The 17902-nt window shown below is 50.9% G+C and carries 26 protein-coding genes; 15 read left to right on the plus strand and 11 right to left on the minus strand.

The genetic code is table 11. The annotated features are described in order from the left end of the window. Positions 1-8 precede the first annotated feature (8 nt). From AB8818_RS04855 to AB8818_RS04905, 11 genes are all read right to left on the minus strand, one after another. Entirely contained in the window at positions 9-281 is a 273-nt protein-coding gene (locus AB8818_RS04855) for a hypothetical protein (protein WP_371199798.1), read from the minus strand. A 21-nt stretch (positions 282-302) separates the two neighbouring features. Beyond that, a complete protein-coding gene (locus AB8818_RS04860) occupies positions 303-1229 on the minus strand; it encodes a hypothetical protein (RefSeq protein ID WP_371199799.1) in 927 nt (308 codons plus the stop codon). Between the two features lie 92 nt (positions 1230-1321). Next, positions 1322-2185 carry a hypothetical protein gene (locus tag AB8818_RS04865; RefSeq protein ID WP_371199800.1) on the minus strand — a complete coding sequence of 288 codons (864 nt, stop codon included), beginning with the start codon at positions 2183-2185 and terminating at the stop codon, positions 1322-1324. 3 nt (positions 2186-2188) lie between these two features. Continuing rightward, entirely contained in the window at positions 2189-2470 is a 282-nt protein-coding gene (locus AB8818_RS04870) for a hypothetical protein (protein ID WP_191608370.1), read from the minus strand. A 2-nt stretch (positions 2471-2472) separates the two neighbouring features. After that, on the minus strand, positions 2473-2799 hold the full coding sequence (locus tag AB8818_RS04875; RefSeq protein WP_371199801.1) for an ead/Ea22-like family protein: 327 nt from the start codon (positions 2797-2799) through the stop codon (positions 2473-2475). A 184-nt stretch (positions 2800-2983) separates the two neighbouring features. After that, entirely contained in the window at positions 2984-3403 is a 420-nt protein-coding gene (locus AB8818_RS04880) for a hypothetical protein (RefSeq protein ID WP_253542501.1), read from the minus strand. Then, complete coding sequence (locus AB8818_RS04885; RefSeq protein WP_371199802.1) at positions 3400-3744, minus strand: winged helix-turn-helix transcriptional regulator; 345 nt, start codon at positions 3742-3744, stop codon at positions 3400-3402. The genes AB8818_RS04880 and AB8818_RS04885 overlap by 4 nt, the downstream gene beginning before the upstream one ends. A gap of 1 nt (position 3745) precedes the next feature. Next, positions 3746-4435 (minus strand): replication protein P, encoded by a 690-nt coding sequence (locus tag AB8818_RS04890; RefSeq protein WP_336222889.1) that lies wholly within the window; start codon positions 4433-4435, stop codon positions 3746-3748. After that, positions 4432-5367: a replication protein gene (locus tag AB8818_RS04895; protein ID WP_371199803.1), complete on the minus strand. Its 936-nt coding sequence runs from the start codon at positions 5365-5367 to the stop codon at positions 4432-4434. The genes AB8818_RS04890 and AB8818_RS04895 overlap by 4 nt, the downstream gene beginning before the upstream one ends. 185 nt (positions 5368-5552) lie before the next feature. After that, positions 5553-6095 carry a toxin YdaT domain-containing protein gene (locus AB8818_RS04900; protein ID WP_032648667.1) on the minus strand — a complete coding sequence of 181 codons (543 nt, stop codon included), beginning with the start codon at positions 6093-6095 and terminating at the stop codon, positions 5553-5555. Positions 6096-6125: 30 nt separating this feature from the next. Continuing rightward, complete coding sequence (locus tag AB8818_RS04905) at positions 6126-6344, minus strand: helix-turn-helix transcriptional regulator (protein ID WP_044865824.1); 219 nt, start codon at positions 6342-6344, stop codon at positions 6126-6128. A 108-nt stretch (positions 6345-6452) separates the two neighbouring features. Between AB8818_RS04905 and AB8818_RS04910 the strand changes: the two genes are divergently transcribed. The 15 genes from AB8818_RS04910 to AB8818_RS04980 all read left to right on the plus strand — a co-directional run bounded on the left by AB8818_RS04910 (position 6453) and on the right by AB8818_RS04980 (position 17766). Further along, positions 6453-7112, plus strand: a complete 660-nt coding sequence (locus AB8818_RS04910; RefSeq protein ID WP_371199804.1) for a LexA family protein — start codon at positions 6453-6455, stop codon at positions 7110-7112. 21 nt (positions 7113-7133) lie between these two features. Further along, complete coding sequence (locus AB8818_RS04915; RefSeq protein WP_371199805.1) at positions 7134-7616, plus strand: hypothetical protein; 483 nt, start codon at positions 7134-7136, stop codon at positions 7614-7616. Positions 7617-8242: 626 nt separating this feature from the next. Further along, complete coding sequence (locus AB8818_RS04920) at positions 8243-8557, plus strand: hypothetical protein (protein ID WP_371199806.1); 315 nt, start codon at positions 8243-8245, stop codon at positions 8555-8557. Between the two features lie 277 nt (positions 8558-8834). After that, positions 8835-9032: a DUF1482 family protein gene (locus AB8818_RS04925; RefSeq protein WP_371199807.1), complete on the plus strand. Its 198-nt coding sequence runs from the start codon at positions 8835-8837 to the stop codon at positions 9030-9032. A gap of 70 nt (positions 9033-9102) precedes the next feature. Further along, positions 9103-10071 carry a hypothetical protein gene (locus tag AB8818_RS04930; RefSeq protein ID WP_371199808.1) on the plus strand — a complete coding sequence of 323 codons (969 nt, stop codon included), beginning with the start codon at positions 9103-9105 and terminating at the stop codon, positions 10069-10071. 7 nt (positions 10072-10078) lie between these two features. After that, positions 10079-10363, plus strand: coding sequence for a host nuclease inhibitor GamL (gene gamL, locus AB8818_RS04935; protein WP_371199809.1), 285 nt, complete (start codon positions 10079-10081; stop codon positions 10361-10363). An 18-nt stretch (positions 10364-10381) separates the two neighbouring features. Then, positions 10382-11227, plus strand: coding sequence for a phage recombination protein Bet (bet, locus tag AB8818_RS04940; protein ID WP_371199810.1), 846 nt, complete (start codon positions 10382-10384; stop codon positions 11225-11227). Further along, positions 11224-11904 (plus strand): lambda exonuclease family protein, encoded by a 681-nt coding sequence (locus AB8818_RS04945; RefSeq protein ID WP_194500415.1) that lies wholly within the window; start codon positions 11224-11226, stop codon positions 11902-11904. Before bet ends, AB8818_RS04945 begins: the two co-directional genes overlap by 4 nt. Then, positions 11901-12329 carry a regulator gene (locus tag AB8818_RS04950; protein ID WP_371199811.1) on the plus strand — a complete coding sequence of 143 codons (429 nt, stop codon included), beginning with the start codon at positions 11901-11903 and terminating at the stop codon, positions 12327-12329. The genes AB8818_RS04945 and AB8818_RS04950 overlap by 4 nt, the downstream gene beginning before the upstream one ends. Further along, entirely contained in the window at positions 12326-12493 is a 168-nt protein-coding gene (locus AB8818_RS04955) for a hypothetical protein (protein ID WP_371199812.1), read from the plus strand. The genes AB8818_RS04950 and AB8818_RS04955 overlap by 4 nt, the downstream gene beginning before the upstream one ends. After that, the gene (locus AB8818_RS04960; protein WP_371199813.1) at positions 12490-13224 is read left to right on the plus strand and encodes a DNA cytosine methyltransferase; all 735 of its coding nucleotides are present in this window, start codon (positions 12490-12492) and stop codon (positions 13222-13224) included. Before AB8818_RS04955 ends, AB8818_RS04960 begins: the two co-directional genes overlap by 4 nt. A gap of 10 nt (positions 13225-13234) precedes the next feature. Continuing rightward, the gene (locus AB8818_RS04965; protein WP_371199814.1) at positions 13235-13786 is read left to right on the plus strand and encodes a phage N-6-adenine-methyltransferase; all 552 of its coding nucleotides are present in this window, start codon (positions 13235-13237) and stop codon (positions 13784-13786) included. Positions 13787-14241: 455 nt separating this feature from the next. Continuing rightward, positions 14242-15681, plus strand: coding sequence for a colicin-like pore-forming protein (locus AB8818_RS04970; protein WP_371199815.1), 1440 nt, complete (start codon positions 14242-14244; stop codon positions 15679-15681). A 758-nt stretch (positions 15682-16439) separates the two neighbouring features. Continuing rightward, complete coding sequence (locus AB8818_RS04975) at positions 16440-16712, plus strand: excisionase (protein WP_023300430.1); 273 nt, start codon at positions 16440-16442, stop codon at positions 16710-16712. Then, complete coding sequence (locus AB8818_RS04980) at positions 16681-17766, plus strand: tyrosine-type recombinase/integrase (protein WP_371199816.1); 1086 nt, start codon at positions 16681-16683, stop codon at positions 17764-17766. The genes AB8818_RS04975 and AB8818_RS04980 overlap by 32 nt, the downstream gene beginning before the upstream one ends. Positions 17767-17902: the final 136 nt, after the last annotated feature.

The raw sequence follows: 17902 nt of genomic DNA on the forward strand, positions 1-17902 counted from the left end.
CAAATAACTCAACGAGGGACAGGTAAAGGATTTTCCTGCATGATTGCTAGCCTTAGCTCGTCTTCAGAAACCTGTCTATCTGACGCTACGTTGTAATAGTGCTGGTCGCACTGAATCACGCTAACCGGAAGATTGAAAAATTGGAGATTAGCACCCGGCGGAATGGCGTCACCTGCCTTCATCATTACTGGTTTTGATACAACGCGGACAAACTCAAGGTCGTTATCAAACTGCCTAACTTCACCGTCATATCCGTGCCCAAAAACGATGTAATCCTGCATTATTACTCTCCTGCCATGTAGTTATTTACCTTCAATGCCTGCCACCTTGAACGCCTCGATCAAGCGAGTGGCGTCCTCTCTTCCCCCAGGGAGTACATTTGACTTTTTAAGAATATATGGGGGGAATTTAGTTGTAAGATACTGATGTTTGAACCATCGACGAAATTCGGATAGGGCCCCGTCAGGATAAGCATTAATTATTTGTGGATTAGACCGAGCCTGGAGGAAATCCTCTGGGTAATAATGCTCGCAATCTACACGTTCGCCAAATTCACGCCCCAACTCTTGGCTGTTCCAATGGCGAGCCCAGCAACTTCCGACGCTTCCATCAGGAACCGTGTGTTGATTTATAGCCAAGCCAGCGTTGATGAGATCGACCATCATACCTGCAATTTCATTAAAGATGATGAAGTAGCCGTCTGGGATTGAGCCTTTATCTTTAAGGAGCGAAACCCTGTCGTGATAATGGCGCCATGGATCCTCAGGTTGATATTTTAGAGCCTCATAGATGAATGCTTTAAGGCCTTTTTTCGCCAGTTCACGATATGATCTTACAGCAGTTTCACTTTCAGCCTGCTTGGCCTCGAATGCATAGTATTCCAAGATTGCCATGCAGACGACATCTGGATAAGCATGGTATTCAACACCATTGCGAATGATCGGAATGTATAACTTTTCATCAGTAAATCCTTCATTCAGAAGGTATGTACCAATAAATGTCATCCTGCCTTTTCGGAAAACACCATGCTCGACTGACTGCGCCCACTCGTCAGTGATTTCTTTAATCCTTAATCGCTGAACGCCACAGACGTTGGCAAGCCCGCTCTGTGTGAGATATGGAATTCCGTTATCAAGAACCCCCATCTCAATACCATTAATTACCGCTTCTTGTTTGACCTCTAAATCGAGAGGAATAGTCCTCAACGAGGTCGATCTCTGCTGTGGCATAATTGTGTTTATTCCTTTGATTTTTATATAAATTGAGGGTGTTCTCTAAATGAGAAAACACCCTATAATACCGAGACTAGAAATAAAAATACTCAAGTGAGATCATGTTTTAACTTCGGTGCTGCCGCAATCATAGCCGCCCAGCACAACTTCGCCCTGTGCGCCGCTTGCTGACATCCACTCATGGCTTCGTATGCTTCCCACTCCTTGTCATCACTAAAGCTTTCATCTGGTTCAGACTCGAAACCATGGATGATCATGTCTTCTGACGGCTCAACCGGCACTAGCACCCAGCCATCCGGAATCACCGGAGAGTTGCCAGCCTCAGCCAGCCCAGCCTTCTTGCCAGCCTGGAAGCACTCACGCTGCGTCAGTGCGTACCCTGGATAATCCGGCATTATTGCGGTCTCGCCTTCACCTACCGGAGCCGGAGGTGCAGCTTCAAGTTCAGCAATGTGATTCCTTTGCCAGTCGACAAAATCAGCAAGTGACTCGACGTTGTACTTTTCGCAGAGTGCATCGTGGATTTTGGCTTTGCGCTGTTGCTCGTTGTCGGCACCCTGAAGCATGGCGGCGCGGCAGGCGTTCCAGGCTTCGAACTGACCATCAATCCCATCATCACAATAACCGTCAGTCGTCCGTAATGAATCCCAGCTATCGAGAGGCGAGCCGTGCTCAGATTCCCACCATTTTTCAAACATAGAGCGGTCAGGCACAGATACCGTCGCTGGAGGGGCGGTGTAGAGAGTGCGAACAGTAGCGCCAACTCGCCCCTGCGACTCCATCGCCCCTTTACTCAGGTCAACCCAGGCGTCGCTGGTTAACACCTGATGCACAGCCTCCGCTTGGAGCGATGCCAGCGCGATACGCGCCAGCTCCCTTTCTTCTGATGCGGTTGGCTCAGGACCGTTGCCGAGGAAAATTTGTTGTGCGCGTTCTTTGGTAATAGTGCTCATGGGTTAGTCCTCACCCTGGATGGAATTCTTACGGTTTGAACGGCACACCAGCGCCCAAAAATTCATTTCGCAAATCAGCGCCGCGGTAGTTTCTGCCCGGCGACGAAATCCCAGTTTGTTAGACTTCCCAACAGAGCGCTTACGCTGGCGCATTACCTTTCTCGTGTGCGCCGCCTGGACTTCCTGTTGTCGCTGCTTTGATGCGTAAACTCCCTTAGGCGGTACTTTTCGGGCCTGTTTTTGATAAGCAGTTAACAGGTCGTGTACGTCTGTAAATTTAGCCATGCTCACTCTCCTTTACTGGCTGCTGCGGGGACGTCGATGCCAGCAGCAGACAATCCAATGCTGAATGCCTCTTTCAAATCTGCAATCTGCTTGTCTTTAGCTTCCAGCTCATCCAGCAGTGTCAGCACGGCGGCGGGGTTTGCAGCCTTAACGAATTCACGGTTAGCTTGACCATCTGGCCCCACAAAATGAGCAATGATGAAACCGCCGTTCGCCTGATCATCTGAACTGCAAATTGCTCCCCAACCATCACTAGTTTCATTAATCCATTCACCTGCGCTGGCAGACCGCGCCGAAGCCCTAAGAGCGCGTTTGTCGATGTTGCTCATTGGGCGGCCTCCGCTAAAACTTCTGCAATCAAGCGCTTTGCAATCCATTTTCTTAAATTCTGTCGTGACGGCAGGCGCTGATATCTCCCGCCACGACCATTTCGTTGCCCACGTTGAGCGTGCCAGCGCCGGCGGACGCCACAGCTAATGTTAGGCGGGAGTTCATTGATATCAGTTTTCATGCTCATGACTGCACTCCTTTGCGAAGCTGGGCGGCGAAGTGTTCGGCAGTAGATACGACGCTATCTGCATACAGCATTCCAGTACACTTCTTGAATTGAGTGTTTAGCATCTCCACACCCTGAGCCCTCACTTCAGCCAGGAAAGCGTCGGTGGCCGGGGTGTCATCCAGTGCGCGACAAACATCGTCGGTATGGCACATAAGTTCATCGCCACAGCAATTACAACGGACGAAACCATGCTTATGGGTCTCAATTGCTGCCTTCAGCCCCGCATTCTCCGCAGCCAGCGCCGCGCATCTGGCTTCAAATTCGGAAAGCTTCTGCTCGTTCTCGATCGCAACCTGATAGAGCTTTTCAAGCTGAGCCATTGAAGCCAGAAGACCGTTGTGCTTTATCATTTCGACCAAATTTTTAATTCTCATACCCCTACCCTCCCCCAAACCATCAATACCCTTCTCATCGCCGCGCTGTTGCGGCACTCCTGGCAGATCACGTTTGTACCTGTCCGCTGAATTAACTTCGACTTGCCCTGCTTCATGCCCGGTATCGTGTCAGGGGCGAAGCGCATGCCGTAGCTGGTCAGGCTGTACAGGCGCTGGCCGTACTTGCCTTCGCAGCTGATCAGCCCATCGGCCAGCAGCGTGCTCACCGTCCCGGATATCTTTTTGGTGTCCATGCCGATAAGCGCTGCCAGCTTGGCGTTGTTCAGTCCCGGGTTATTTCGCAGTGCTGCCAGCACCTGCTCACGGATTGTTATGGTCATGTCACACCATCCCGTTCGACTTGTTGCGGTTGTACTTCGCCTGGAGCAGTTGGATCGGCGTAGGTCCGTGTTCGGCAACCGGTGCTGCAATCGCCCGGCGCACCGGCGGAACTGGCTTACCTGCGATGACGCGCTTCTCCCACATGTCCAGCAGATCACTCGCCTCGCGCGCCAGCTCTCCATGCGTTAACTGGCGCTCTGTGCTGCGGTGACGAAGTTCCACGCAGATGTGGTACATGACCGGCTGCGACCAGGGGAATTGCTCGCTGGAAGTGAATTCGAACGAACGGTTACGCCAGTCCCAGTATTCGGCAATCACCTGCTCAACGGTGATGCCCAGCGCGCCGCCACTCTGTTTGCACCATGCGACGAACTGGCCCGGCGATGGCAGGAATGGTCGCTCCTGGCTACGCGCCACACGCATGCCGGCCTCAACCTGGTCCATGGAGTAAATACCGTTCTCCTGGAACGCCATGAGCCACTGACGTCGGAATTCGTTCACGTCACCCTGGGTGCGGAAGTTTGCCATGCTCGCCGGGAATGCAACACGCAGCTCGTTGAACAGGTTGTTGAATATCAGTGCCAGTTGCTCAAGCCGTGGGCGCTCTTCGTACTGTTCAGGCAAGTTGTGGGCTATGCGGCTCATCTGCTCGCGGTCGTGATTACGTAACTGCTCTGCAAGAGATTTCATGGCATCACCCCATAGATCCAGTCAGTGTTGTTGAAGTCGAGGCCTTGCTTAGCGGCGCGTTGCTCACCACCAGCGTTGCGTTGCATCGTCAGCTTGTCCCACTGCTTGCGTAGGCTTTCCGGGCTCAGGATGTTGGTCTGCCAGAAGTGGTGTTTGCTGGCCCAGTCGTACAGCGCGCAGATGTCCTGGTGCGACCGGTTGTCTATCTGGCGCATCAGGCGAACGGTGTTAGACCAGGAGGTCATGTCCGGGGCTTTGCAGGTTGGGTTAATCAGCTTCACCCTGGTGGAAATCCACTGGGCGGTTTTTAGGTCTTCAGCCGATCCCCACTTCGCACCGGATGGCGTGTAGACCTCAGCGTCAGGATGAGCTGATAAAAATTTCTTCAGACGTGCGTCAGAGGATTCGCCAGAATTCTCGGACGTAGAGTTATTTATATTCTTGTTATTACCTTCTTGTTCATGATGTGCGGGGAATTGTGCGGCCTTATGTGCGGCATACCCACCTGAACCCGCGCCGTTACTGGCTTCTTCATGTGCGCCTGCATATGCGGCTTTATGTGCGGGCAAATCGTCCATTTTTTGAGCATACTCGACGTAATTTGTGATGGTGATCACCCTGCCTTTTCGCTTCTCTCCCTCGATGGAAATCATCCCTTCGCGGACGAAAACTGACAGCATTCTCTCCACTGCGTCGCGGCTTGTCGGGTTGCCCTGACGGTCACACAACTGAAGGCCAAGATCTGCAGCAGTGACGACCAGTTGACCGGGTTGCAGAGGCCATTGCTTGCCCTTGAAGAATGCCGTGTATGGCTGTCTGGCTGCGTCAATGAGCAGGTTCTCCCACAGCGCGCGCAGGAATACATCCTTAGCCCAGGACTTCTTCTTGATGCTCCGGTACAACGGGACGTAACCAGACTTCTGGTTCTCCATCCTGTTGCTCCTTGCGGCTGAGTGCGCCGCGAAATTTGCGTAAGCGACGTTCGACACAGTTAAACCTCCTGCGCCTGGCGTTTTGGATTAGCGTTTGTCATAATGACCTCGCAATTGACTGACGTTTGTTGCACCAGAAAGTCGGTTCTGTTTGCGCAGACCGGCTTTCGCCATTTCTGTAGTTCTCACATGACCCCCAGCATCGAAGTGACCATAGCCATCAGCGGCGCGGTCAGGTCCGGGTCGACACGGAACATCTCTACAATCCCCTCACTGAGTTCCTTGAGCTTCTGGTGACGCGGGGCGTTCATCGCAACGGCCACTTTCGCCTCGCTCGTTTCCTTCTCAAGTCGAGCTAAGCGGGACATGAAACTGTCCTCAGGAAGAAGTCGATGGCGGTACTCCAGAGGCAGAACGGCCATGATTGCGGGCGTCAGCTGGCGCACGTTCTCGCGGTACTGTTCGGAGTCGAAACGGTTATCCAGGAAGCGAAACAGTTTCTGGCGCGCCCGGCTGATGTCTTCCGGGAAGCTTATGGCGGTCCCGCCCTGCTCCCGGTATTCGTTGATGATCAGCGCTGACACCACGTCCTGATTGTCCAGCGCCGACGACCATGCCCGGACCGCATCGCGGATCTTTTCATGGTCTGGCGCCGCCTTAGGTTGAGCGCGGTTTATCATCGCTCCCGGGTGTATTCCGGTATTGTGTTGATACGCAAGTGAATGCATTGCTTTCCCTTTCGTGGTTAGGGCCGCCGGTTAGGCGGCGTTGCTGTTGATTGGTGGAAAAACGTCATCGACGCTAACAGAGGCGCCATGCTTATTCAGAGCCGCAACAATCGCCCGGCACTGCTCCAGGCTTAAGCTGCGTTTATTCTTTTCGTAATGGCATACCGCGCCTGTCGTCAGGTTCAGCTCTTCCGCCATCTGGCGCTGAGTCAAGCCGATGTTTCTGCGGATTTTTCGGATGTTGTTCATGTCGGGTCTCCTTTAAACAACTTAAATATACGTTTTGTATTCTTTGTTCGCAAGTAAAATATACGAATTGTGGCTCGCGCAAATATATACAACTTGTATCATTCGGGTATGACTATGAAATGGTACGACTTAGCTAAGACCCTGATGAAAAGTCAGGGCATCAATCAGGAACAGCTGGCGGAGCACCTCGGCATTACTAAAGGTGCGGTAAGTCATTGGCTGAACGCTCGACGTGAGCCAAGCCTTTCCGAGATCGCAAAAATATTGCAGTTCCTTGGCAAAAAGAACTTTTCCGTAGGAGCAGGCGGCTTGATCATTGATGACACACTTAAGGGTGATGTTGAGTACGCTGGTTCCTATATTCCTGGGAAAAAATACCCAGTAATCAGTAGCGTTCAGGCTGGTTCATGGTGCGAAGCGGTTGAGCCCTACACCCTAAAAGATATAGATCTCTGGCTTGAGTCAAATGCTCACATCCAGGGTGACGCGTTCTGGTTGCTCGTTGAGGGTGAGTCAATGACTGCTCCTACTGGGTTGAGTATTCCTGAAGGAACCTATGTACTTTTCGACACCGGAAGAGACGCAGTCAATGGTAGCCTGGTAATTGCTAAGCTGTCTGAATCGAACGAAGCAACTTTCAAAAAGTTAGTTATCGATGGCGGCCAAAAATATTTGAAGGGCCTAAATCCTCAATGGCCATTGGTGCCTATTAACGGAAACTGCAGGATCATTGGCGTAGCTGTGGAAACAAAGCTAAGACTTATTTAAACGTAAACAGTAAGGATGCTTATGAAAAACTCAATTTTGTTATCGCTACTGCTTTGCTCGACATCTCTTTATGCTCAGGACCAGGCTTTGGTTGATAACGCAAAAACCGCCGTTATTGCTAACCTGAAGTCCCGTGATGCTACAAACAAGTGCGCAGATTTTATGAGGGTAGCTGCTGCTGATGAGTCTAAGAAACCCTTAGCCATAGCCACTTGTGATAACACCTTTGCAGTTGCAAACGGCCTCACCTTTAGTGACGTAAAAGTTGTTGAATCAGAAAGTGGAAAAGCTGTCTGCGGTGTAGTTTCTGGGAAAACACACCTCAGCAAAATTGGCGCAAGGTTCGTATACATTGAAAAAAACAAAGTTGTGACAATCAAGCCTTCTAAGCAGCCGGTAATGACAAGCTCTGCGGCTGGAGATTTTGGGCGAAACCAGGTAAAAATTGAAAATAATCAGTACAATCTTGTATCTACCGCCTATTGCCAGCCACCAACAAACTAAACACCCCGCCATTCAGTAAAGCCCCACGCCACCACCTTCTGGCGGTGGCGCAGTACCGCCCTTCACTTCCCATTTCCAGCTCCAATTTAACCTCCACCTCATAAATACGTGAGTGCAGGATGAATCCTCGCTCCTTCGTTTTTGGTTACTAGCACCAAAGCACAAAAATAAATCACCTTACAATACAATTTGTTATCACAAACCCACCCTTTAAGTATACATTTCGTATTGCATGGCAAGAATACGTTTTGTATATTCAATCCATCGAAACGAAACATCGACAGCTGAGCGAAGTTAGCCAGCGGCGGACAGCAAGTCGCCTGCTTTTTAACAACATGCAGATTTACAGCGTCAATGACCTGTTAAGACCCCTACACGTAAACGTGCTGTATCACCGGGTGCGATCCGGTCGGTGAGAGAGTATCCCCGCGCGAGAGCGAGAACGGCGTGAGAACGGGCAACACTGGCAGGGAGTTGGCGCTGACCAATATAAGGAATGTTTTGGGGTGAGTTTTAGGATGACGCGAAGGCGGCCGGATACTCCCACATAGTGGCAGTCGTAATGCCGGCAACTCACCACCAAAGCATTTCTCCCGCATCAGCGGGTAACGACAGAGGGTAAGGCGATGGCATCTACCTACATAAGTTTCAAGGAAAATCATCGCCTTAGCATTAAGGTTGATGAGGTTGTTTCCATAATTCCCACGTTTCGTACCAAAAAAGAAGCTATTAGTGCAGGCTCAAAATTCGGTTGGTCGTCAGCTTTTTGCATCGAGCGCAGATTCGAAAAGGTATGGGCTGTGGGAATAAAGGATTTTCAGAACGATTATGTTGGAAAGGTTACGTTTGAGGTTTTTCGCCTTCCACTTTTGAAATGGGAAAAGGTAGACGGAATTACGCGATGCCCGGTCCTTTTCATTCGCAGATATCAAGCCGCCTAACCAGCGGCTTTTTTCATACCTCAGTCGCTTCACCGAGGCGGCTTAGTTATGACAACCGGCGGCCATCCACCGCCCATTGAAACACAGAAAAATGCGTTGAAGTCTTGTATTAACCGTTCCGTTCGCCGCGATAAGGCCAAGAGGAAATCATGGTAAACCAGCAGCAGATCAGAGAGGCCCAACGGCTCGCGTCGTTCGCGGTACTCCATCGCAATGCTCCGGCGTGGGAAGAAGCAAAGCGTCTTTACGCCGTCGCCATCGGGAGGACTCTTCACTGATGGAAACTTTATTCGCACTCGTCCTGACTGTGGCAATGACCAACGGTGATTACCAGGACGTCATTCTCGACGTTTACGACAGCCAGCAGGAATGCAGCCAGGCAGCAACAGAGCAGAAAGTAACAGCAGAATGCTGGCCGGTAGAAAGCATCCTCCGCAACGGCGAGTTCCCGGCGAAATCCATCGCGCAGCAGTAACCACACTATTCAACCGATCGTCCTGGCATTACGCGGGCGGGATCTGCACATCCAAATTTCAGGAGAAACAATGAGCGAAGTAACGGACTTAGTCGTCATTGAGAAACAGAACGCAATGGCGGTATTCACCACCAAAGAGCAGCTCGACCCGATTATTGAGGCGATCGAGAAAGAAGCTCGCAGCCTGGTGCCGGATGTGTCGACCCGTAAAGGCCGCGACGTTATCGCATCCATGGCGCATAAGGTTGCCCGTTCCAAAACCTACATCGACAACGCCGGCAAGGATCTGGTTGCAGAGCTTAAAGCCCTGCCGAAGCAGATCGACGAAAGCCGCCGCATTGTGCGTGAGCGCCTGGACGCGCTGAAAGATGAAGTGCGCAAACCACTCACCGAATGGGAAGCCGAGCAGGAGCGTATCAAGGCTGAAGAAGCCATGAACGCGCTGCACGCTGAAGCGCTAGTGATGAACGAGAACATCGATTTGCAGCGCGCGATTCAGTTCGAAGCAGACCACGAAATGGCTCTGCTGATGAACAAGGATTTCGACCGTGAACGCGAAGAGCAGCGCCGCCTGGCGGAACAGGCTCAGCGTGATCACGAAGAACGCATTAAGCGCGAAGCGGCAGAACAAGCTCGCCGCGATGCCGAAGCGATGCACAAAGCAGAGATTGAAGCCGCAGCGCGCCGTGAAGCTGAAGAGAAAGCGCGTGCTGAAGCTGCGGAGCGCCAGCGCATTGAAACGGAGCAGCGTGCAGCACGTGAGAAGAAGGAAGCGGAAGAGCGTGCACGACGTGAAAAAGAAGAAGCCGTTGCCGCCGAGCGCCGCCGCCTGGAAGAGGCAGAAGCCGCTCGTCTGGCTGAAGAGCAGCGTAAAGCGGAAGAAGAAGCGCGCCGCACCGCAGACAAAGAGCACCGTCGCACCGTCAACCGTCGCGTCATCGCCGACCTTATAGATCAGGGCATCCCAGAAGAATTCGCGCAGAAAGCAATGCTGGCGCTCGCTGGCGGCAAAGTGCAGGACGCGCACATCAAATATTGAGGCAACCATGAACGCATACCTCACTTACGACCGCATCGAAGATCGGCGGTGGGTTGAGCAGCAGCTCACCGACGAGAAAGAGAAGTGGATCGACGACCGGGCGCAGCAAATTATCAACATGATGCCAAAAGAGCCGTCCGGCCTCTTCCACTTCACGGTCCCGATTGACTCCAGTCCATACGAAGGACTTCGCAGCGATAAAGCTGGCGAGGCGTACAACGATTTCATTTCGGCAGTTGCTTACGCCCAGGCGGAATACGACTGGGAACACCGTACCGGCTGCCCGTTTTAATTTTTGAGGGGATTAACGATGGCAAACGAATTAACAATCACGGCGAGTGCGCTGGCGGAAAAAGGTATCGACGTCGCTACCTGGAGCGCGCTGAAGAACAGCATCTATCCCGGCGCCAAAGACGAATCGGTAATGATGGCGCTCGATTACTGCCGAGCCCGCCAACTGGATCCACTACTGAAGCCTGTCCACCTCGTGCCGATGAGCGTCAAAGACTCGAGAACAGGTAAAAGTGAATGGCGCGACGTCGTCATGCCGGGCATCGGGCTTTACCGCATTCAGGCAGACCGTTCAGGCGATTATGCCGGGGCCCGTGAGCCTGAGTTCGGGCCCGATGTAACTCAGACGCTTACAGGTGTCGAGGTGACCTTCCCTCAGTGGTGCAAATACACCGTCTACAAGCGCATGCCCAGCGGCGAGATCGTCGAGTTCAGCGCCAAAGAATATTGGATTGAAAACTACGCCACCGGCGGCCGCGACACGACGGCGCCGAACGCGATGTGGAAAAAGCGCCCGTATGGCCAGCTGGCGAAATGCGCAGAAGCACAGGCGTTGCGTAAGGCATGGCCTGAGATTGGACAGCAGCCTACCGCCGAAGAAATGGAAGGCAAATCACTGGATGTAGATATGCGTGACGTCACGCCGCGCAGCACCACAGAAGCGCTTCCACCAGCAGCAAGCGAAGAAACGCTTCAGGCGATCACCGATCTCTTAACGACCCTAGATAAAGACTGGGAGAAAGACTTCCTCCCACTGTGCAGCGACATCTTCAAACGGCAAATTCTTGAGGCGTCAGAACTCACTGAAGAAGAGGCACAGAAAGGGTTTGGCTTCCTTCAGAAAAGGGCTAAGGCGGCGGCATGACACCAGAAATTATCCTGGCCCGGACCGGCATTGACGTAACCACTATCCAGCAGGGCGACGAGGCGTGGCACCGGCTGCGCCTCGGCGTTATCACCGCATCTGAAGTTCACAACGTCATTTCCAAGCCCAGATCTGGGAAGAAGTGGACAGACATGAAAATGTCCTACTTCCATACCCTACTCGCCGAGGTATGCACCGGCGTAGCGCCAGAGGTTAACGCCAAGGCTCTGGCCTGGGGTAAGCAGTACGAGGAAGACGCCCGCACCCTTTTCGAGTTCACCACAGACGTGAAAGTCACGGAGTCTCCGATCCTGTTCCGTGACGAGAGCATGCGCACTGCGTGCTCCCCTGACGGCCTGTGCAGTAACGGATTCGGCCTTGAGCTTAAATGCCCTTTCACCTCTCGCGACTTCATGAAATTCCGCCTTGGCGGTTTCGAAGCCATCAAGTCTGCGTATATGGCCCAGGTGCAGTACAGCATGTGGGTGACCGGGAAAGAAGCCTGGTTCTTTGCCAACTACGACCCGCGCATGAAACGCGAAGGTATTCACCACGTCGTCGTTGAGCGGGATCCGCAATACATGACCGATTTCAATGAAATGGTGCCGGAGTTCATCGAGAAGATGGACGAAGCGCTGGCGGAAATCGGCTTCACGTTCGGGGAGCAGTGGAAATGAAACGCACACCCTTCTACCGCAGGCCCGGGCGCACCGGGCAATTCTCCGGCCTCCGTGAACGCGTTATCTGGATGATTCAGACGCGCGGCCGCCCGGTAACCGGCAGCGAAATCGCTAAGAAGTTTGGCGTAACGCTCATCGAATTTAACCGGGTCGCCAACGGCATTACCCGCGGCTCCGGACAGATAGCTCAGATAGTTAAGTCGGAAAAATGGATCAACGAGGACGGCATCTGCGACCGGACTTTCGACCTGGTCACAAAGCCAAAGGTCGTAACACCTCAGGGTAAATCGCGCCTGTTCACCCGGCGCGCCATTGAGCAATCGCAAGAAGGCAGACGGCAGGAATGCATAGCGCGTGCCGCCCGCCGTAGCCGACTGATTGCTCAGGGCCTCTACATCGACGAAATGGAGTCAGTGCTATGAAAGCATGGTCACTCGAAGAGCTGGCGCTTCTGTGGCGACACTCAAACGCTGAAGTCGCAGAGATTACCGGCCGCAACATTGAAGAGGTCGGAGATAAGCGGCTGCAAACCAATATTGAGCGTAATGGCTGGGATATTAACGATCCGGAGCGGGAGGATGCATGAATGAGCTGGCTCTTTTCGCAGGCGCTGGCGGAGGAATACTCGGAGGGTACCTCCTTGGCTGGCGGACAGTTTGCGCAGTTGAACGTGATGCCTACGCAGCACAAGTTCTCGCGCAACGACAAAACGATGGAATTCTCCGACCTTTCCCGATTTGGTCTGATGTGTGCAGTTTTGACGGAAAGCCATGGCGAGGAATTGTTGACGTCATTTCTGGCGGGTTTCCCTGCCAGGACATTAGCGCAAATGGTAATGGCGCAGGCATCAACGGACGCCGCTCCGGACTGTGGACAGAAATGGCTAGAATCGTCAGTGAAGTACGACCTGCATTCGTCTGCGTGGAAAACTCTCCGCGACTCAGAGTTAAAGGTCTTGCCTTGGTCATCGGTGACCTTGCCGAAATGGGGTATGGCTGCGAGTGGTTTCGTCTTTCAGCATCGAACTGCGGAGCGCCCCATGAAAGAGACAGGATGTGGATTGTGGCCTACAGCGAAGGCAACGATCCGCGGCGACTGTCCAAGCGAACGGCTGCGCAGAACTCCAGACTTGCCGAGTGCGATAAAGATGCGTCCGTTGCCGGATGGGTCGCAGCCACACCAAGATGGACAACTGAACCCGGAATGGGTCGAGTGGTTCATGGGCTGGCCCATAGGGTGGACCGAATTAAAGCCCTTGGCAATGGACAGGTTCCTCGAGTGGCAGCAACAGCATTCTCCATCCTCAAAAATTCATAGTGAGGTGAAGATGGATTACGTATACGAAACAAAAACACCAGCGGATCAGCGAGACCTCTGGCGCACTCCACCAGCCCTCTTCGCTGCCCTTAATGCTGAATTCTGCTTCCAGCTTGATGCCGCCGCAGCGCAGCATAACGCGCTGTGCCGGAAGTTCATCACCGCCGAGCAGAACACGCTGGAAACGCCCTGGGCTGATTACCTGAGCATTCCGGGCTACGTCTGGCTGAACCCGCCATACAGCGATATCACGCCATTCGTGAAGAAGGCCGCAGCCGAGAGCGCAAATCAGATCGGCACAGTAATGCTGGTGCCGGCAGATACTTCGGTTGGATGGTTCAAGGAAGCTATCCAGACCGCCAGCGAGGTTCGATTCATCACCGCCGGGCGGCTGGCATTTATCAACCCGATCACCGGTAAGCCCGTCAGCGGAAACAACAAGGGCTCAATGCTCATCATCTGGCGACCGTACCCGCGCACACACTGCCACTTCGCAACTGTGGACCGGGACGAGCTGATGGCTTTCGGGGCGAAACTTCTCGCCTGTCGGGAGGCCGCATGACGCCAGAAACAGAAAACGCCAGTATCAAGGCACTAATCACCAGGTCGCTGTCGCGGCCTTTTTTATTACTGGCGTTCACATTCAGCCGAATTAACCGACAGTTCCGTTAGCAGTAATTATGTCTAGTATTAACATTTTTAGTTGATGTACAGAACCAGTAGGGGAGCATACTTTTTGAATGTTCTCCGATAATTCCGCAACTGCAATTATCTTCGGCAGTCTTAGAATAAGCCAATCTCAATATGATTAGATACATATTCGGCAGCAACACCTTTGGACAGCTTTTAATTTATAATTACCTCATACTTTCGAAATCACATATCAACAACTACCATCACATTTTAGATATAAACATGCTACATAAGCGCAAGGAGAGAAATATACAGGCTTGACTAAAAAATACAGTTGATATAGTTTTTAATTGATTTAACCACAAACTTATAAGGGATATAAATATGGCTTGGACTGGTTTCGGTGGAAGTTGGTCAGATGGTGTTCACAGCGGTGGAGACAGCTCCGGAAGTATTGGAGGCAGTAGTGGAGGTATGCGAGCACCTTCACCTGCCGATATTGCTTCTCAATTTAATAGTTACGGTGGAACACAAATTACAGCATCGCAAGTCTCAAATATTAAAAGTGACGGATCTGGGGGTTATACAGCGAATATACAGGGACAGAATAACACTGTTTCTTCTGAAACTGGCAGTCGAACTTCTAACACCGTGGGCGGATTTTCAGGTGTATTAACCTCTGCGGGCAAAGGAAGCAATAGTAGCGGATCAACAAGTTCAAACGATTCTGTTGCTCCAGGAGGATGGAGTATCAAACCAGGGGATTGGAGAAAATTACCGGACGAATTCGATACGACAGTTGATCAATTCAAATATAAAGTGAAGTTAGATCAATTCGGTAAAGCTACTTCAGTTACGCAAACAGCACCCCGCCCATATACAAAAGCTGAAAATTTGAAAGTTGCAGTAGCAAAATCACAGAATAAAAAACCAAGTGATTTATATCCAGAACTTGATTTTTCTAAAGGAGAACCAGAACGACAGGCCAAGGCAAAAAAAGAAGCTGAAACATCTTGGAAAACATTGCCCCCGAACATTAGAACTTTTGATGTTTATGTTGAAGGCTTTAGATACGCGGTCAAATTAAACGAGCAAGGAACAGTAATCTCAACTACTAAAATAGCTGATCGTCCATACACAAAAGCTGAAAATCTCAAGGTAGCGGTGGCAAAAACAAATAATAAGACACCAGGAGAAATGTTCCCGGAGCTTGATTTTGCTAAATCAGATCCTGAGAGAAAGCAAAAAGCTTCACAAAGCGCACAGGATTTGTTCAGTTCTTTTCCAACTAATGCTATCAGCATAGCTTCCGATTTTTATAAAGCATTAACAGAAAAATTTGGGGATAAACTAACAAAGGAGGCTAAAGCGCTAGAGGCAATGGCAAAAGGTAAAAAATTACGAAATGCATCAGAAGCGATAGCTGCATATGATAAATACAAAGGTAACCTTAACAAAAAATTCAGCGTTGCTGACCGAAACGCAATTGCAAAAGCCCTAGAGTCATTAGACAAAGCCACTATGGCTGCACAGTTACAGAAAATGAGTAAAATGTTCGGTGTAGTTGGCGAAGCAATAGCTTGGGGAGCTTTTGTGAATGGGATCGTAAAAGGTTTTCGAACAGGAAACTGGAACGATGCGATCATTTCTGGTGAAAAGATTGCAGCAACAAAAATTGCATCTTTATTAGTTGTTACTGCATATGCCGTAATAGCAACAACTCCAATCGGAATTATAGGGTTTTCGGCAATCCTCGCTATAACAGCTGCTTTGATTACAGATAAAGCGCTTGAGGATTTAAATAAATTCATCCTTAGCCTTTAAATACGTAGAGCAAGAGATAATTTATCTCTTGCTCATTTTGTATAACACCAAAAAGAGCCCCAAAGGTAATGACAAAACTAAGCACAATGTGAAAACACCGTTATTCCAATACTGAAGAGGAATCTCACCCTTTTTAAACCCACGAAAAAAATTCGCAACGAAAGGGAAAAACAAACTGCTTAATGTACAATATGCAATCAATATTAGGCTTTCCTTTAAATTAAGGTTTGAGCTTGCAAGAACCAGCACAAATACAAGTATGTAGAAACATATGCATAAAAAAAAGTCAGCAAGGTATTTTTTCATTACCATCCTCCCTTTATCACAAAATCAATTATCCTTTCCACAATATTATCATACCCACTTATCAGGTAGCCAGATTAATTGATGGAGGCATGAACAGGATCTTTATAAAGATCGCTAGACATCACAAAACGCTTTCAATTCCAGACTAAGTATGGTCGCCGGTAAAGCGCTGACAGATTCTGGAAGTGGCTACTAGTTCCAAACTGCTGATATTACAAATTATGTAATGACGACAGCGAACATAACTGTGAAAGCCCTAATAGTTTTAACGACTTATCGTGTTTTTTACTTTGACGCACCCAATAGCCAGTTCATAACTGGCTATTGGGTGCGAAAGCACTGCTCCGTTTTCCCTTTTGCCCGGCCCGCGTCGGGCTTATTTTTACCTGATTTCGATTAATCAACACGTCAACGCGGCCTCGCTTATAATGCCTGGCGGCTAAGGAGTTCTCATGGCTAAGCTTCTCAACTTGCAGGAATGGGCTGCTGAGGTCTACACGACTCCCCCATCCCTTTCTACTCTGCGACGATGGACGCGGGAGGGGCGAATTTATCCCGCGCCTGAGCTGCACGGAAAGGAATATAAAGTTCAGCCTGACGCTATCTACGTGGATCCGCGCAAGAAGAATCTGCGCGCTAAACCGAAACACACCAAACTGCCGTCCGGCGGCACCTTACTGGAGAGACTGACTCATGGCGAAAAGGCCAGTACGTTACGACGCTAACCTGCCCCGTAACCTGACCTATCGTAAAAGAGACAGACTTTACAGCTGGCGCAATCCGGTGACCGGGCAGGAGATTTCTCTTGGCCGGATTGATCGCAAGGATGCTGTTGCCCAGGCCATTGAGGCCAACAACTACATCGACCAGAATTACCTTCCCTCTTCTCTCTTGGATCGCATAAAAGACGTGCCCACTTTCACCGTGGCCGCATGGCTGGAGCGTTACGAGGTAATTCTCGAACGGCGTGAGCTGAAACCAAACACGATGAAGGTCAGGCGAAACCAGATCGCCACCATTAAGGAAGAGTTCGGCAAAATTCCCCTCGCTTCTGTCACGACAAAGGACATCGCCTCATTCCTTGAAGCTTACATTCTCTGCGATAAAAAGAGCATGGCTTCCGGGCTCAGGTCTGTGCTGATGGACATCTTCAGGGAGGCGATTGTGGAAGGGCATGTCGAGAGGAACCCGGCAGAACCGACGCGAACGCCGACACCGAAAGTTAAGCGAGAACGCTTGCTGCTCGAACAATTCACGGTCATCCGCCAGGCTGCGTTAACTCATTCTGAATGGGCGCCAAACGCATGCGATCTGGCACTGGTCACCGGCCAGCGGCGGGAGGATATCTCACTGTTCAGGTTCAGTGACATTAAAGACGGGAGGCTTTTCGTTACTCAGGAGAAAACAGGTCACAAACTGGCGCTCCCCCTTGATTTGAGGCTGGACGTCGCCGGGCTTGTGTTGCAGGATGTCATTGAACGATGCCGGGTGAGTAACCCTTCCGACTTCCTGCTTTACTCGCCGGTTCGCCGCGGGGGGAGAAAGCCGGGGCCGCTAACTCCTGACGGACTCACCCAGGCTTTCGCAGAGATACGGGATTCGACCGGGTTAAAATTCGGACCTAACCCACCGCCTTTCCATGAGATCAGGAGTCTGGCGAGCAGGCTATATGAAAAGGAGCGCGGAGAAGAATTTGCTCAGCGTTTACTAGGCCACAAAAATTTAACAATGACCAAAAAATACCTGGACGCACGCGGTGCAGAGTATGTTATGGTTTAGACAGGATATGGAATATTCGAGTAATTTTCGGGGGATTTCGTGTTGAGACCGAAAAAAACCTTGAGAAACAAATAGATAAAAAGAGACCGAATACGATTCCTGTATTCGGTCCAGGGAAATGGCTCTTGGGAGAGAG

Origin of the sequence: Enterobacter sp. KB-280D8, from assembly GCF_041399405.1 — a bacterium.
GTDB classification, from domain to species: domain Bacteria; phylum Pseudomonadota; class Gammaproteobacteria; order Enterobacterales; family Enterobacteriaceae; genus Enterobacter; species Enterobacter cloacae_N.

Bases quoted from the DNA above. Each gene is read 5' to 3' on its own strand.
- AB8818_RS04855 (WP_371199798.1), bottom strand. From the start codon at position 281: ATGCAGGATTACATCGTTTTTGGGCACGGATATGACGGTGAAGTTAGG.
- AB8818_RS04860 (WP_371199799.1), bottom strand. From the start codon at position 1,229: ATGCCACAGCAGAGATCGACCTCGTTGAGGACTATTCCTCTCGATTTA.
- AB8818_RS04865 (WP_371199800.1), bottom strand. From the start codon at position 2,185: ATGAGCACTATTACCAAAGAACGCGCACAACAAATTTTCCTCGGCAAC.
- AB8818_RS04870 (WP_191608370.1), bottom strand. From the start codon at position 2,470: ATGGCTAAATTTACAGACGTACACGACCTGTTAACTGCTTATCAAAAA.
- AB8818_RS04875 (WP_371199801.1), bottom strand. From the start codon at position 2,799: ATGAGCAACATCGACAAACGCGCTCTTAGGGCTTCGGCGCGGTCTGCC.
- AB8818_RS04880 (WP_253542501.1), bottom strand. From the start codon at position 3,403: ATGAGAATTAAAAATTTGGTCGAAATGATAAAGCACAACGGTCTTCTG.
- AB8818_RS04885 (WP_371199802.1), bottom strand. From the start codon at position 3,744: ATGACCATAACAATCCGTGAGCAGGTGCTGGCAGCACTGCGAAATAAC.
- AB8818_RS04890 (WP_336222889.1), bottom strand. From the start codon at position 4,435: ATGAAATCTCTTGCAGAGCAGTTACGTAATCACGACCGCGAGCAGATG.
- AB8818_RS04895 (WP_371199803.1), bottom strand. From the start codon at position 5,367: ATGGAGAACCAGAAGTCTGGTTACGTCCCGTTGTACCGGAGCATCAAG.
- AB8818_RS04900 (WP_032648667.1), bottom strand. From the start codon at position 6,095: ATGCATTCACTTGCGTATCAACACAATACCGGAATACACCCGGGAGCG.
- AB8818_RS04905 (WP_044865824.1), bottom strand. From the start codon at position 6,344: ATGAACAACATCCGAAAAATCCGCAGAAACATCGGCTTGACTCAGCGC.
- AB8818_RS04910 (WP_371199804.1), top strand. From the start codon at position 6,453: ATGACTATGAAATGGTACGACTTAGCTAAGACCCTGATGAAAAGTCAG.
- AB8818_RS04915 (WP_371199805.1), top strand. From the start codon at position 7,134: ATGAAAAACTCAATTTTGTTATCGCTACTGCTTTGCTCGACATCTCTT.
- AB8818_RS04920 (WP_371199806.1), top strand. From the start codon at position 8,243: ATGGCATCTACCTACATAAGTTTCAAGGAAAATCATCGCCTTAGCATT.
- AB8818_RS04925 (WP_371199807.1), top strand. From the start codon at position 8,835: ATGGAAACTTTATTCGCACTCGTCCTGACTGTGGCAATGACCAACGGT.
- AB8818_RS04930 (WP_371199808.1), top strand. From the start codon at position 9,103: ATGAGCGAAGTAACGGACTTAGTCGTCATTGAGAAACAGAACGCAATG.
- gamL (WP_371199809.1), top strand. From the start codon at position 10,079: ATGAACGCATACCTCACTTACGACCGCATCGAAGATCGGCGGTGGGTT.
- bet (WP_371199810.1), top strand. From the start codon at position 10,382: ATGGCAAACGAATTAACAATCACGGCGAGTGCGCTGGCGGAAAAAGGT.
- AB8818_RS04945 (WP_194500415.1), top strand. From the start codon at position 11,224: ATGACACCAGAAATTATCCTGGCCCGGACCGGCATTGACGTAACCACT.
- AB8818_RS04950 (WP_371199811.1), top strand. From the start codon at position 11,901: ATGAAACGCACACCCTTCTACCGCAGGCCCGGGCGCACCGGGCAATTC.
- AB8818_RS04955 (WP_371199812.1), top strand. From the start codon at position 12,326: ATGAAAGCATGGTCACTCGAAGAGCTGGCGCTTCTGTGGCGACACTCA.
- AB8818_RS04960 (WP_371199813.1), top strand. From the start codon at position 12,490: ATGAATGAGCTGGCTCTTTTCGCAGGCGCTGGCGGAGGAATACTCGGA.
- AB8818_RS04965 (WP_371199814.1), top strand. From the start codon at position 13,235: ATGGATTACGTATACGAAACAAAAACACCAGCGGATCAGCGAGACCTC.
- AB8818_RS04970 (WP_371199815.1), top strand. From the start codon at position 14,242: ATGGCTTGGACTGGTTTCGGTGGAAGTTGGTCAGATGGTGTTCACAGC.
- AB8818_RS04975 (WP_023300430.1), top strand. From the start codon at position 16,440: ATGGCTAAGCTTCTCAACTTGCAGGAATGGGCTGCTGAGGTCTACACG.
- AB8818_RS04980 (WP_371199816.1), top strand. From the start codon at position 16,681: ATGGCGAAAAGGCCAGTACGTTACGACGCTAACCTGCCCCGTAACCTG.